This window comes from Botrimarina sp. (assembly GCF_040219535.1).
Classification (GTDB): domain Bacteria; phylum Planctomycetota; class Planctomycetia; order Pirellulales; family Lacipirellulaceae; genus Botrimarina.
This window is the reverse complement of the sequence record NZ_JAVJSH010000012.1, coordinates 185,010-198,884: the sequence shown is the minus strand read 5'-3', so window position 1 is coordinate 198,884 and position 13,875 is coordinate 185,010. Positions and strand designations below refer to the sequence as shown.

Annotated in this window: 10 protein-coding genes; 1 reads left to right on the top strand and 9 read right to left on the bottom strand. The window is 69.7% G+C overall.

The genetic code is table 11. The features are described from left to right. Window positions 1–32 precede the first annotated feature (32 nt). The 9 genes from RIC11_RS04890 to RIC11_RS04850 all read right to left on the bottom strand — a co-directional run bounded on the left by RIC11_RS04890 (window position 33) and on the right by RIC11_RS04850 (window position 12,523). The gene (locus RIC11_RS04890) at window positions 33–1,271 is read right to left on the bottom strand and encodes a quinol:cytochrome C oxidoreductase (RefSeq protein ID WP_350208921.1); all 1,239 of its coding nucleotides are present in this window, start codon (window positions 1,269–1,271) and stop codon (window positions 33–35) included. A gap of 51 nt (window positions 1,272–1,322) precedes the next feature. Further along, window positions 1,323–2,798, bottom strand: coding sequence for a quinol:electron acceptor oxidoreductase subunit ActD (locus tag RIC11_RS04885; protein ID WP_350208919.1), 1,476 nt, complete (start codon window positions 2,796–2,798; stop codon window positions 1,323–1,325). A gap of 68 nt (window positions 2,799–2,866) precedes the next feature. Continuing rightward, complete coding sequence (nrfD, locus tag RIC11_RS04880) at window positions 2,867–4,312, bottom strand: NrfD/PsrC family molybdoenzyme membrane anchor subunit (RefSeq protein WP_350208917.1); 1,446 nt, start codon at window positions 4,310–4,312, stop codon at window positions 2,867–2,869. A gap of 87 nt (window positions 4,313–4,399) precedes the next feature. Further along, window positions 4,400–7,708, bottom strand: a complete 3,309-nt coding sequence (locus tag RIC11_RS04875) for a TAT-variant-translocated molybdopterin oxidoreductase (RefSeq protein ID WP_350208915.1) — start codon at window positions 7,706–7,708, stop codon at window positions 4,400–4,402. 81 nt (window positions 7,709–7,789) lie between these two features. Further along, window positions 7,790–8,488, bottom strand: a complete 699-nt coding sequence (locus RIC11_RS04870; RefSeq protein WP_350208913.1) for a cytochrome c3 family protein — start codon at window positions 8,486–8,488, stop codon at window positions 7,790–7,792. Window positions 8,489–8,624: 136 nt separating this feature from the next. Further along, window positions 8,625–9,152 carry a hypothetical protein gene (locus RIC11_RS04865; protein ID WP_350208911.1) on the bottom strand — a complete coding sequence of 176 codons (528 nt, stop codon included), beginning with the start codon at window positions 9,150–9,152 and terminating at the stop codon, window positions 8,625–8,627. Next, window positions 9,149–9,709, bottom strand: coding sequence for a response regulator transcription factor (locus tag RIC11_RS04860; protein ID WP_350208909.1), 561 nt, complete (start codon window positions 9,707–9,709; stop codon window positions 9,149–9,151). The genes RIC11_RS04865 and RIC11_RS04860 overlap by 4 nt, the downstream gene beginning before the upstream one ends. 153 nt (window positions 9,710–9,862) lie before the next feature. Then, on the bottom strand, window positions 9,863–11,215 hold the full coding sequence (locus RIC11_RS04855; protein ID WP_350208907.1) for an ATP-binding protein: 1,353 nt from the start codon (window positions 11,213–11,215) through the stop codon (window positions 9,863–9,865). Window positions 11,216–11,251: 36 nt separating this feature from the next. Next, the gene (locus RIC11_RS04850; RefSeq protein ID WP_350208905.1) at window positions 11,252–12,523 is read right to left on the bottom strand and encodes a protoporphyrinogen/coproporphyrinogen oxidase; all 1,272 of its coding nucleotides are present in this window, start codon (window positions 12,521–12,523) and stop codon (window positions 11,252–11,254) included. Between the two features lie 87 nt (window positions 12,524–12,610). On the opposite strand from RIC11_RS04850, the gene RIC11_RS04845 reads away from it, so the two are divergent. Further along, a complete protein-coding gene (locus RIC11_RS04845; RefSeq protein ID WP_350208903.1) occupies window positions 12,611–13,672 on the top strand; it encodes an NAD(P)/FAD-dependent oxidoreductase in 1,062 nt (353 codons plus the stop codon). Window positions 13,673–13,875 lie beyond the last annotated feature (203 nt).

Genomic DNA, 13,875 nt, shown 5'->3' with positions numbered 1-13,875 from the left:
GAATCAACCGCCGGCTACTCCGGCAGGGGGGGTCAGTGGTTGTGGTACGAGAGCGCGAGCGGCAGGCGCGGGTCTTGCACCGGCAGCAGCCACTTGCCGGCCGCGCTCGACATCCAAGCCCATGCGAACACGCCCAGCGCGCCGGCGGTGGTCAGCAGCCCCAGCAGGAGCGTGATCCCCACGTTCGACTCGACCCGCACCTGCGGCAGCACGAGGTACGCCAGGTCCATCCAGTGGACGACCAGCATCCAGGCGGCCCATCCGGTCATCGCCGAGCGGTTGCGTCGCATCGCGCGGGACATGAAGCCGAGGAACGGGATCAGCAGGTGGCCGAACACGAGGCCGAGGCCCCAGTACGGCCAGATCCCCATCTGGCGGATGTCGTACCAGAGGGTCTCTTCGGGGATCGCCGCGTACCAGATCAGCAGGTACTGGCTGAACGCGATGTAGCCCCAGAACACGACGAACGCGAACATCAGCTTCGCCAAGTCGTGCAGGTGCTCGGTCGTGACCGACTGGGTCAGGGCGCCGCGCGACTGGGCCGCCACGGCGATGAGCAGCGTGAGGGCGAGCGCGCCGCCGAACGAGCCGGTGAAGAAGTACACGCCGAACATCGTGCTGAACCAGTGCGGCTCGAGCGACATCATCCAGTCGAACGCGGCGAAGTTCATGCTGAGGGCGTAGATCAGCACCATCGGGCCCGCCCACCACTGCATGCTCTTGGCGCGTTGCATCGGGTCGCTCTGGTCCTGTTTGACCGACAGCCGCAGCATGGTGCGCGACATCCAGATCCACAGGCCGAAGTAGATCACCGTGCGGAGCGCGAAGAACGTCGGCTCGAGGTAGACCGACTTGGACCGGAGGATCGGGTCGTTGCTGACGAACTCGCCCTCGACCCACAGCCCCGCCCACGGGTAGAGGCTGTCGGAGCCGACGAGCACCGCGACGAGGATCGGGATGTAGAGCAACGCCGAGACCCAGATCGTCCCGGCCGTTACTTCGGCCAAGCGGCGCACGGTGGTGCCCCAGCGGCCGCCGGTCAGGTGGTGGCCGATGACGAAAAACAGCCCCCCCACCCCCAGCGACGTGACGTACATCACCGCCAGCAGGTAGGCGTGCGCGAACTGCTGCCACAAACCGGCCAGGTAGCCGATCGCGGCCGCCACGCCCAGCAGCGCCAAGCCGATCAACCCCGGCGCGAGGCCGGCGGTCGCCAGCCCGTGCGACGCTTGGCGGGTTTCGTTGATGTCTTGGTTGACGAGGGTCGCCATGGCGGTAGCGGCGGGGCGGGGTTCGGACGGGGGACGGGCGGCGGCCCGGGGTCAGCTGGCGCTCGGTTGCTCGCGACGCACCTCGGCCGGCACGTCGCCGGCGGCCGCGTTCTGCGAACGCTGCAGCGCCTTCATGTAAAGGATGATCGCCCAGCGGTCCTTGGGCGTGATGTGCTCGGCGTAGCCGGGCATCTTGCGGCGTCCGTTGGTGATCGTGTCGAAGATCCGGCCGACCGGCTGGGTCACGACCGCTTCGGTGTGGAGGTTCGTCGGCGGCGTCCAGCTGGCGCCGCTCACCTTCTGGGCCCGCTGCGACACGAGGCCGTCGCCGTTGCCGGCCAGGCCGTGGCACGCGGCGCAGTGGATGTTGTAGCGCTGCTGGCCCCGCTCGACGAACGCCTCGTTGATCTTCAGCGCCTCGGGGAACTCGGCGACCCAGTTGGGCTCGGCCGCTTCGCCCTCGGCGCCGGCGTCGGCCGGCTGGGCGTCCTGCGGTTGGCCTTCCCCGTCGTCGCCGGGCGCCGCGTCACCCGCGTCGGGCGAGCCGTCGGATTCGGTCTGCTGGACGAAGCGGGCGGGGGTTTTGCCGCCCGAGAAGGCGGCGAACCGGGCCGGGGTGGCGGCGTTGCTGGCCGACAGGTCCGACTCTTGTTGCACCCCGTAGTACAGCGGGATGTCGTCCTTGCCGCTGCCCCGGGCGATCGTGCCGGGGATCGGCGGGCGGGCTGAGCGGCCGTCTTCGAACAGGGTGCTTGTGTTCTGGGCCTTGTACTTCGCCTGGTCCTCCATGTCCTTGAAGAACGAGATCCGCGGCGCGGTGGAGGTCGGGGCGGCCCACACGTAGTACAGGTACAGCGGCGGGAGCAGCGCGAGCGTGCCCACGGCGGCGCCGACGAGGAAGATGAGGTTCGGCAGCGCGTGGCCGGAGGTCGGCTCGTCGATCGCCTCGACGCCGGTCGCGCCGATCGACGAGAGGAACGCCTCGGTTTCGGTGTCGGCGTACTTCGAGTCGGTCGCTTCGACGAACAAGAAGAAGCCGTCGGTCGTCGCGTCGGCGAAGCGGTTGCTCCGGAACAGCGCGTTGAACAGCCGCGGCAGCTTGTTGAGCACCAGCATGCCGAAGAACGCGCCGAACGCGCTGAGCAGGATCGTCAGCTCGAACGTGACCGGGATGAACGCGGGGATGCTCCAGGGGCCCGGCTTGCCGGAGATCATGTAGTGGTAGCCGGAGAGCCCCCAGATCGCGCCGGCGAACTCGTACGCGTTCATGTAGAGCTGCATGCCGAGGCCAACGAGGCAGCCGGTCAGCCCCATCGCGAAGACGATCCAAGGCAGGACCGTGCCCTTTGCCTTGAGGGCCTCGTCGATGCCTATCACGGGGAACGGCGAGTACGCCTCGACGTTGCGGTAGCCCTCGTCGGTCGCCTTCTCGGCGGCGGCGATCAGCTCGTCGGGGCCGGCGAACTGCGCGAGCAGGCCGAGCCGCTTCGGCTGGATGACTTCGTCGGTGTCGTGGGTTTCGGTCATGGCGTTTTTCAAAGCGTTCGTTAGCCCCCGGTCGACGACCGGGGGCTAATGCCCCGAGGGCTAAAGCGCTACGAGTGACTCCTCTTGGCGAGCCCGTCGACGTGGGCCATGACCTGCTTGACCTCGGCCATCGCCACGATCGGCAGGAACCGGCAGAACAGCAGGAACAGCGTGAAGAACAAGCCGAAGCTGCCAACCAGCATGCCGAGGTCGACCCAAGTCGGCACGAACGACTGCCAGCTGCCCGGCAGGAACGTCCGCTCGAGCGACAGGATGATCACGAACCGCTCGAACCACATCCCGATGTTCACGAAGATCGAGATGATGAAGATCAGCAGCGGCGAGCGGCGCACGGCCTTGATCCAGAACAGCTGCGGCGAGATCACGTTGCACGTGACCATGATCCAGTACGCGTAAGCCGTCGGGCCGAACGCGCGGTTGATGAACGTGAACTGCTCGTAAGGGTTGCCGCCGTACCAGGCGATGAAGAACTCCGTCAGGTACGCGAAGCCCACCATCGAGCCGGTCGCGATGATGATCTTGCACATGCAGTCGATGTGACGCATCGTCACGATGTCCTTCAGCCCGAACCACTCCCGCGCCGGGATCATCAGCGTGAGCACCATGCCGAAGCCGCTGAACACGGCGCCCGCTACGAAGTAGGGGGGGAAGATCGTGGTGTGCCAGCCGGGCAGCTGGCTGACGGCGAAGTCGAACGAAACGATCGTGTGGACCGAGAGCACGAGCGGCGTCGCCAGCGCGGCGAGCAGGCCGTACGCCTTCTCGTACACCCGCCACTGGGTGGCCGAGCCGGTCCAGCCCACCGACAGGATCCCGTAGGCGATGCGCCGCGCGGGGTGCTTCGCCCGGTCGCGCAGGGTCGCCAGGTCGGGGATCATGCCCATGTACCAGAACAACAGCGACACCGTCGCGTAGGTCCCCACGGCGAACACGTCCCACAGCAGCGGGCTGCGGAACTGGCTCCACATGTTCAGCCGCGTGTCCGGGTACGGGAACAGCCAGTAGGCGAACCACACGCGCCCCACGTGGATGCCCGGGAAGGTGCCCGCGCACACGACGGCGAAGATGGTCATCGCCTCGGCGAAGCGGTTGATGCTCGTGCGCCAGTGCTGGCGGAACAGGAACAGGATCGCCGAGATCAGCGTGCCCGCGTGGCCGATGCCGACCCAGAACACGAAGTTGACGATCGGGAAGCCCCAGCTCACCGAGTTCTGGTTACCCCACACGCCCACGCCGGTGACGATCAGGTACCCGATCAGCGCGCCGAACATGCCGGCGATCGAGGCCGCGATCAAGAAGCCGACCCACCAGGCGATCGGCGGGCGGGGGTTCTCGGCGATCCGGCACACCTTGTCGGTGACCGACCGGTAGTCGTTGTCCCCTTCGATCCAGGGCGGGTCGTTCCACACCTCGGGCACGTAGCCCAGCTTGCCCCGCTCGAGGCTCGAAGGGGTGGAGTAGCTGACGGGGATGTCGGCGGATGCCAGGCCCATGCTTGTCGCTTTGGAATGGTCCGGGGTCTCGGTTAGCCAGGTCGATCGGGCCGCCGACGCCGCGGCCGCTTCGGTTCTTGCCGGGGGTTAGGCGTTGGCCGCCTCTTTGGTGTGCTGGCCGTCGTGCGGCTCTTCGTGGTGCTCGTCGCCGTGGCCCCCGTCGCCGTGGCCCTCGTCGCCGTGGCCCCCGCCGTGGCCGCCGTGCAGCTCCGACTCGTACGGCCTCGAGAGCCGCGGGTGGGGGTTGCGGATGCGGGCGAGGAAGTTCGTCCGCGGCCGGGTCATCAGCTCGGTCAGGATGCCGTACGACCGCGGGCTCGTCGCGAGGGCGTGCACCTTCGACTCCTTGTCGCGGAGGTCGCCGAACACGATCGCTTGGGTCGGGCAGGTCTGCTGGCAAGCCGTCACGACGCTGCCGTCGGTGAGCGGCGAATTGGTCACCTTGGCCTTGATCCGCGCGGCCGAGATCCGCTGCACGCAGTAGGTGCACTTCTCCATCACGCCGCGGCTGCGGACGGTGACTTCCGGGTTGGTCGCCAGCTGCAGCATCCGGTTGGCCTCTTGGTACAGCGGCTGCGTGTACCGGAAGTAGTTGAAGCGGCGGACCTTGTACGGGCAGTTGTTCGCGCAGTACCGCGTGCCGATGCAGCGGTTGTACGTCATGCCGTTGAGGCCCTCGCTGTCGTGCACGGTGGCCGCGACAGGGCAGACCTGCTCGCAAGGAGCGGTCTCGCAGTGCTGGCACGCGATCGGCTGGTAGGCGACCTCGGGGTTCTCGAAGTTCGCCGGGTCGTCCGGGTGGTCCGGGTCCACGCGGCCGCGGAAGTACCGGTCGATGCGGATCCAGTGCATCTCGCGGCCCTTCGCCACCTGGTCCTTGCCGACGACCGGCACGTTGTTCTCCGCCTGGCAAGCGACCATGCACGCGTTGCACCCGATGCAACGCGTCAAGTCGATCGACATGCCCCACGCGGGCGTGATCGGCGGAGGGGTGTCGCCGACGTACTGGTCATCGCCGGTGTACTCCCAGAACGGCAGCAGCGGGTCGGTCGGCCGGTGCTCGCCGTTGACGTGAACCATCACCTCGTGGCTCATCTGCGGCGCGAAGTTCGGGTTCTCTTCGTAGTACTCCTTGCGGGCGGTGCGGATCAGCTCGCCGGTCCGCCGGCCGATCGCCTCGAGGCCCAGCTGGTCGATCGCGTGGTGGTCTTGCGTGGTCGCTAGCAGGTAGTCCTTGCCCGTGTTCTGGACCGACACGCCGTCGGTCAAGAAGCCCACGGTCGCGTTGGGACGCAGCGGGTACGCGTTCACGCCGACCGGGTCGGCCGGGGCGGGCGCCCAGAACGCGGCCAGGTCGTTCGCGTAGATGCCTTGCGCGGACTTGCCGGTCTCGGCGTCGACCAATCCGCCGACCCGGCCCGCCGACGTGCGGCCGTAACCCAGCGCCAGCGCGAGCGACCCCGCCGCCTGACCGGGCATCACGTAAACGGGGACCTCGATCGACTGCTCGCCAACCGACAAGCGGGCGACCTTCTCGTGCGCCAGGCCGAGCTGCTTGGCCGTCGCCGGCGACACCAACAGCGCGTTGTCCCAGGTCAGCTTCGTGAGGAAGTCGGGGGTCTCTTGCAGCCACCCGTTGTTCGCCAAACGGCCATCAAACGTGCTGCTGCTTGGTGTGAACACCAGCTCCAGGCGGTCCTCGCTCGCCACGTACTCGGGCGGCTCGACGCCGGTCTGCTGGAGCGAGGCCTCGACCGGCTCGGCGGCCGAGTCGGCGAGCAGGCCGTCGTGCAGCAGCTTGTTCCAGGCTCGCTCGCTAGAGAGCGAGGTGGCTTCCATCAGGGCCGACTGGACGATCTCACGCGCGTCGGGCGACCGGTCGCCGGCCACCAGCGCGAGGACCTCCAGCACCGACCGCCCGTCGAGCAGCGGCGCGATCATTGGCTGGCACACGCCGACCGTGCCGTCCCAGGCGATGACGTCGCCCCACTCCTCGAGCGGGTGCGTCTGGGGCACGAACCAATCGCACAACCGGGAGGTCTCGTCCTCGAAAGCGCTGAGGTGCGCCGTGTGCGGGACCTCGGCGAGGGCCTCGGCGAAGCCGGGCGTGTCGTACACGGGGTTGCCGTCGAGGATCAGCAGCGTGTCGACGTCGCGGTCGCTCATCGACGCCATCAACTCGACCATCGTGCCCACCCCGACACGCGGCGACGGCTCCTCGGTGTAAACGACCGTCTTGCCGACCGCGCCGAGCAGGCTGTTGATCTCGTGCGCGATGGCGTGCGCCTCGGGCGGCTGGCCCTGGCCGACCACGACCACGCTCGCCCCTTGGTTGTGCACCAGGTCGTCGGCCATCACCTCGAGGAACTCCTCGGGCGTGGGCTCGGTCTCGATGGGCTCGCCGTGCTCGTGGTCGCCGCTGGAGAGCTCCTTGACCTTGTCGCGCAACTGGGCGAGGAAGCCCGCGATCGCGCCGGCCTTCATCGGCAAGCGGTGGTCGGCCGACGCACCGGTCGTGCTGAAGTGGCTCTCGACCGCCCACATGCGGTTCATGTCGCCGTCGGGGTCGCGGTGGTCCGCGAACTCCCGCGCGATCCGCAACGAGTCGGGCATCCCGGTCAGCAGGTCCGCATCGAAAGCGGCGATGATCTTTGCCTCGCTCAAGCGGTAGTGCGTGCGCAGCCGCTTGCCGAAGGCCATCTCCGCGCCGGACAGCTCGTTCTCGCGCGAGAGCGGCGCGTGCTGGTAGAACTTCGCCTGCGGGAACCGCTCGGCGACCCGGTCGAGCGTCGCGTAGAAAGCGTGCGAGTCGATCGGCGGGGTCAGGATCGCGAGGCCGTCGCCGTCGCCGACCTCCGCCAGGCGCTCGGCCAGCGCTTGTTCGAAGTCGTCCCACGACTTGTTGAACGAGCGGTTTTGCTCCCACAGCTTCGCCGTCGTCGCCCGGTCGGGGTCGTACAGCGACAGGGTCGCGGCCTGCGTGAACGTGTCGGCCGCGCCCCGGCTGCCCGGGTGGTCGGGGTTCCCCTCGATCTTCACGGGGCGCTCGTCGAACTTAGTCACGAGCAGGTGCCGCGGGGCGCCGGCCCAGAAGATGTTCGTCGCGTAAAACTGGTGCTCGCCGGGGATGTACCCCTCGGGGCGGTAAGCGAAGGGGGCGAGCTTCTCGGTCTGCCACCGGCAGCCCGCCGCGCCCGCCAACGCGAACGACGCGCTCATCAGTTGCATCCACCGCCGCCGCGACACGCCTTCGGGGTACTCCGAGGCGGCCTGCGGGAATTCGCGGGCGACGAACTCCTTGAAGGATTCGGTGTTTTGCAGCTCGTCGAGGCTCCGCCAGAAGGGGCTGGCGCCACGGGGCGAGCGGTTCTGGTTGTCGGCGGTCGCTTCAGGCATCGCGGCGGTTGTCGCGGTAAAGGCGGTTGCTGTCAGCGGCGGGTCTGGGCCCGCTACGCATCGGACGCTGTGGGAAAGGCTCTAGCGGTGGCAGGTCGTGCAGTTCGTGTTGGGGTGCACGTCGAGCTGCTCCCTCACCAGGCGCCCGATCTCTTCGCGCGACTGCTCGCTGGTCTCTTCCGGGTCCCAATCCATGTTGGTGATCTGGTCCAGCGGCCGGAGGTGGGGCTCCGGGTTGCGGTGGCAGTCCAGGCACCAGCTCATCGCGAGCGATTCGGCTTTGTGGACGACCTCCATCCGGTCGATCCGGCCGTGGCACTCCACGCAACCGACGCCCTTGTTCACGTGGGCCGCGTGGTTGAAGTACACGTAATCCGCCAGGTCGTGGATCTTCTCCCAGAGGACCGGCTCGCCGGTCGCCAGGCTGTTGCGGATCGGCTGGAGCTTCGGGCTGTCCGGGTGGACAACCGTCTTGGCGAGGGCGCCATCCGGGGTTTTTTGGGCGTTGTGGCAGTTGCCGCAGGTGCTCGTCGCCGGCACCGCCGCGTGGGCCGCCTGGTCGACCGTGTAGTGGCAGTACCGGCAGTCCATCTTGAGCTCGCCCGCGTGCAGCTTGTGGCTGAACGGCACCGGCTGGGTCGGCTGGTAGCCGACGTACATCACCTCGGGCAGCGTGCCAAAAAACAGCAAGCCGCCAGCGTACGCGCCCCCGGCGAGCACCCCGCCGATGACGAGCAGCGTGAAGGTGTTGACCCAGGGCGGGAAATGAAATCGGTCCACTTCGACGCAATCGGCGAGGGCGAAGGGCGGGTGAAGCCGCTACGCAGCGAGTGCGCAGCATTGGCGGAACGCCAAACTCTACCCGGCCCCGTGCGCTGTCGGAAGCGGCCTTCGCGTCACACCCGATCGGGGGGTGCTACCGGATCGCGGCCGCGTAAACGCCAAGGACCAGCGCCAGGTACACGTTGGCCAACAGCGCCTGCCGGAGCGTGAAGCGCCCGCCGCGGCGGCCGAGGCCCTTGCGCCGCCGCCGCGACGAACGCCAAGCGAAGATCGCCGCGCCGCCGCCGCCGGTCACCGCGGCCCACAGGATGGCCGTCGGAGTCGGCGCCACGACCCGCGCCGCGACGAGGCCCGCGAGCGCCCCGCCGGCCGCGGCCGCCGAGAGCGACTCGGGGCAGCGGGCGAGCAGGCTGATCAGGCACGTGAGCGACAACGTTTGGATGCTGATCATCGCCGCGCACATCGACCCGAAGACCATCGCCACAGCGACGATGAGGATCGCGGCCGGCGAGTCGGGCAGCTCCGACGAGATGGCCAGCGCCGCGGCCAGCGCCCCGCCGCTCAGCGCCGCGCCGGACCACGCCGAGAACCAGAACCAGAAGATCGCGTCGAGGCGCGCCTCGTGGGGTCGATCGTCGGCCGGTTCGGCTGCGCGGTTCACGGGGCGAGCTTCTTGAGTTTCCGCTGCAGGGTGCGTCGCGGGATGCCGAGGCGTTCCGCGGTGCGGGTGATGTTGCCGCCGCAATCGGCCAACACCTGCTGGATGTGGTTCCACTCGGCCTCGGCTAGGCTCGGCGTGTGGATCGCGGCTTCGCCGGCGGGCGGGGCCTCGTCGTCGGACAGCGCGCCGCTGCGGTGGAACGCCTCGAGCACCTGGTCGGCGTCGGCCGGCTTGGTGACGTAGTTCTCCGCCCCCTGGTGCATCGCCTCGACCGTGTTCGCGATGCTCCCGTAGCCCGTGAGGATCACCGCCCGCACGCCCGGCGCGACCTTGCGTAGCTCGGCGAGCGTCTCCAGGCCGGTCATGCCGGGCATCTTCAGGTCGAGCACCGCCAGCTCCGGCGGCGACTGCCGAGCCATCTCCAAGGCCGCCGCGCCGCTCGACGCGACGCGCACCTCCAGGCCCCGCGCGGTCAGCGCGCGGCCCATCCGCTCGCGCAGCAACTCGTCGTCGTCGACGAGCAACAGCGACTTGCCGGCGAGGGGTTGGTCGTTCATGCCGCTCTCGGCGTTGAGGCTTCTGGAAGGAAGATCGGGATAGGAATCAGAGAGAAGGGGATGGTCAAGCGTGGGAGTCGAGCGGTCTTGTGAGGACCGTTTCGATGCGGCGTGGAGCACGGACCTGCCATCCCCAACTACCCTCTCATCCCCTCATCTCCCTTCCCCCGGCTCGCCAGCCAAGGGGAGCACGATCGTCACGGCGGCGCCCCCCGACGCCCGCGATTCTAGTCGCAACGAGCCACCGAGTCTCTCGACGACGCTCCGGGCGAGGAACAGCCCGAGGCCCATGCCCGCGCCGGGCGCCTTGGTCGTGAAGAACGGCTCGTCGGCGCGCTCGAGCACCTCGGGGGGCATGCCGGGGCCGTGGTCGGAGATCGTCAGGCGGAGCGTGTTGGCCAGGCGGTCGCAGGCGACCGTGACCGGCGCGTCGACGCCGGCCTCGTCGGTCGCGTCGAGGCCGTTCTTGACCACCGCCCGCACCGCTTGGGCGAGGGCGACCGGCGGGGCGACGATCTCGAGGGCCGCCGCGCCGTTTCGCCAGACGACCTCCACGCGGTCGGCTTGGGGCAGCTCTTCGAGCACGTCGAGGATCAGCTCCTCGGCGGTCAGCCGCTCGGGCAAGCCCGCGGCGGGCTGGCCCGACTCGGTCGCCATGCGTTGGAGGATCGTGCGGCACCGGTCGATCTCCCGACGCACCAGAGCGAGGTCCTCAACGGCCGGCCCGTCGTGCCCGGATTGCAGCAGCTCGCGGTGCGTCTCGGTGACGGCGACCGCGATCGTCGAGAGCGGCGTGGCCAGCTCGTGGGCGGCGCCAGCCGCCAGGGTGCCGAGCGCTTCGAGCTTCTCCGAACGGGCCCGCTCCTTCTCTGCGCGCCGGCGGAGCCGCTCGCTGGCGCGGAGCTCGCTGGTCAGCCGGGTCGTGAAGTTGACGATCACCACCGCGCACGCGGCAAAGGCGACCCACGCGCCGACCACCGCCAGCGGCGGCGACCACATGCCCACCCTCCACAGGCTTAGCAGTCTCTCCAAGCGGGCCGGGTTGCGGAGCGTGTCGATCGGTTGGTGGGCGACCCCGAGCAGCACGAACGCGACGATCGCCAGCACCGACAACCCCCACGCCCACCGCGCCGGCAGCACCACGCCCGACAGCGCGAGGTTCACGAAGAAGAAGAAGACAAAGGGGTTCGTCGTCCCGCCGGTGAGGGCGAGCATCGTCGTGAGCACAACCAGGTCGAGCAGCATCAACCCGCCCAGCACCGCGTGCCAGGTCTCGCGCCGGGGGGGGGCGGCCCGGGAGGCCTTCCACCATGAGAACAGCGCGTTGCTAACCAGCGTCACGCCGACCAGCAGCAGCAGCGGGCCGACCGGCGCGGCCACGCCCAGCGGGCCGGCCACCGCGGCGATCGTGGCCAACTGGCCGGCGGCGGCGACCCAACGCAGGCGGCCGAACCACTCGGCGTTGATCGCCAGTCGACGCGAGCCTGTTGGGGGGGCGGTTGCCACAGCGGCGCTGTCCTTCCTCATGCGTCGCGGCCTTGCTCACGCGTCGCGGAGTTCACGCAGCACGGCCTCGGCGGTGCGCCGCCCCGAGCGGATCGCGCCGTTGATCGAGGCCGTGTCGAAGCGGTCGCCGCACACGAACACGCGCTGCCGAGCGCGGGTCGACTTCTCGACCGTCGCGTAGTGCGGCGGCCGCTGGTCCGGCAACGCGTTGCGGACCCGGCACACACGGATCGGCCGCCAAAGGTCGGCCTCGTCGCCGAACCAGCCGGCGGCTTGACGCTGCACCGCCGCGGCCAGCTGCTCGTCCGATTCGGTCGGATCGCCGAGCACCGACGCCGACACCAACGACCGCCCCGGCGGCGCGTACGTCGGCGCCGCTTGGCTGGGCACGCAGAGGTTGTTGATAGGCCCCTCGCCTCGCTCGCCGGCGAGCACGAGCGTCGCCTCGCCGATCGGCGGGCTCGGCGCGTCGAAGTACACGCACGCCGTGCTCCGCCACGGGCGGTCCGGCGGCGGTTCGCCCAGCAGCGCGGCCGCCGCCGGCCCGTCGGTCGCGAGGACCACGAGCCGCGCTTGCAGCCGCTCGCCGTCGAGCAGCACGCCGCCGTCGTCGGTCACGCTCTGGGCCGGCGACCGCAGCCGCAGCACCCCCTCGGGCAGCCTGCCGGCCAGTTGCTCGGGGATCGCTTGCATGCCGGCCGCGGGAAGGGCGACCTCGCCCCGCGCGAACATGCCGAACACGAACTCGAACATCCGGCTCGAGGTGACCAGCTCGTCCTCGAGGAACACGCCGCCAAGGAACGGCCGGAAGAACCGCTCGACGATCGCGTCGGAGAAGCCAAACCGCGACAACGCCTGGAGGGTCGTGACTTCCTCGCCGGCGACCGCGTCGAGCGACCGGTCGCTGCGGAGCTTCGCTCGCAGCCGCGCGACGAGCAGCTTGTCGCGTAGCGTGGCCGCGTGGCTGAGGGCCGTGGCCACGGCCTTCGACGGGCGGCGCCAGGGGTCGGACAGCCGGTGGAAGCCGTCCCCCAGCCGCACCAACGCGCCGGGCTCGAAGGGCCTCAGGTCGAGCGCGGCGTGGTCGAGCTCCTCGGCCGCGTCGGGGTACGCGGGGTTGTAGACTTGGAAGCCCCGGTCGAGCAGGAACCCGTCGACACGGTCCGTGCGGACGCGGCCGCCGACGGCCTCGGCCGCTTCTAGCAGCAGCACCCGCCGGCCGGCCTCGGCCAGCCGCCGCGCACATACCAGCCCCGCGAGCCCGGCGCCGACTACGATGACGTCGTACACGTCGGCTTGGCTTGGCATATCGCGGGGGCGGGTTGCTTCTCGGGGCGAGGTCCGGTCCGACTAATCTACCGACGCCCCCAGCCGACTCTACCCCGAGCCGCCCCGATGCCCGAACAACAAATCCTCGCCGACACCGTCGCCGTGATCGGAGGCGGCGTGGCCGGTCTCGCCGCCGCGCGCCGGCTCGCCGCCGAGGGAGTCGACGTCACGGTGTTCGACAAGGGCCGCGGCGTGGGGGGCCGGACCTCGACCCGCTACGCCGACGGCGCCCGCCAGTTCGACCACGGCGCGCAGTACTTCACCGTGCGGAGCAAAGCCCTGGCCGACCAGCTCGAGGCCTGGATCGCCGCCGGCGTGGCCGCCGAGTGGACCGGCCGGCTGGCGGTCATCGAGTGCCACGCCGACGGCTGCCACCTGTCCGATCCGCCGGGCCCAAAACAACGCTTCGTCGGCACGCCCGGCATGAACGCCCCCGCGAAACAATTGGCCGAGGAACTGACGGCCGCCGGCGGGCGGATCGAGTCGGGCGTGCGCGTGGCGCCGCTGAAGCGGTCGCACGGCCGGTGGGGCCTCCGCAGCGAATCGGGCGACGACCTGGGCGACTACGCGAAGGTGCTGGTCACCGCGCCGGCGCCCCAAGCGGCCGAGCTGCTCACGCCGTCGCCGGCGTTGTCCAACGCGGCCAAATCGGTCTCGATGTCCGCTTGTTGGTCGGCGATGGTCGCGTTCGACGATCCGGTGGCGTTCGGTGCGCCCGACCAGCAGGGCGACCTCGCAGGGGCGTTCGTCAACGGCCCGAAAGACTTCACGGCCCTGTCCTGGATCGCCCGCGACAGCTCCAAACCGGGCCGCCCCGAGGCGGACGACCGGTGGGTGCTGCACGGCTCGCCCGAGTGGTCGGAAGCGAACGTCGACATCGAAGCGGACCAAGCCGCCGCGAGCCTGCTGGAGTCGTTCTGGAAGGCCACCGGCGCCGCCCCACGCCAGCCGGCGTACCTCGCTGCCCATCGGTGGCGGCACGCCCTGCCGGCCGAGCCGCTGGGCGACCGTCGACTCGCCGACGCCGGGATGGGGCTGTTCGCGGCAGGCGATTGGTGCGGCGGCCCGAAATTCGAGGGGGCTTTTCTCAGCGGTTTGGCCGCCGCCGACGCGATTCTCAACGGCTAGCGGGAACTCGCTCGCTACGGCCGGCGTCGGAGATCCCAAGCCGCCGGATCCGCAAGCCGCCATCTACCCGAAGCAGAAACGAAAACCCCGGACAAGCCGTCTGGCCTGCCCGGGGCGAGTCCTATCAAGTGTTGCCGTACCTAGTGCTGTGCCGTACTCCACTCCGCAGAACCGACGAGGGCTCTTGAGGAACAAGTCAAGCT

Bases quoted from the DNA above. Each gene is read 5' to 3' on its own strand.
- RIC11_RS04890 (WP_350208921.1), bottom strand. From the start codon at position 1,271: ATGGCGACCCTCGTCAACCAAGACATCAACGAAACCCGCCAAGCGTCG.
- RIC11_RS04885 (WP_350208919.1), bottom strand. From the start codon at position 2,798: ATGACCGAAACCCACGACACCGACGAAGTCATCCAGCCGAAGCGGCTC.
- nrfD (WP_350208917.1), bottom strand. From the start codon at position 4,312: ATGGGCCTGGCATCCGCCGACATCCCCGTCAGCTACTCCACCCCTTCG.
- RIC11_RS04875 (WP_350208915.1), bottom strand. From the start codon at position 7,708: ATGCCTGAAGCGACCGCCGACAACCAGAACCGCTCGCCCCGTGGCGCC.
- RIC11_RS04860 (WP_350208909.1), bottom strand. From the start codon at position 9,709: ATGAACGACCAACCCCTCGCCGGCAAGTCGCTGTTGCTCGTCGACGAC.
- RIC11_RS04850 (WP_350208905.1), bottom strand. From the start codon at position 12,523: ATGCCAAGCCAAGCCGACGTGTACGACGTCATCGTAGTCGGCGCCGGG.
- RIC11_RS04845 (WP_350208903.1), top strand. From the start codon at position 12,611: ATGCCCGAACAACAAATCCTCGCCGACACCGTCGCCGTGATCGGAGGC.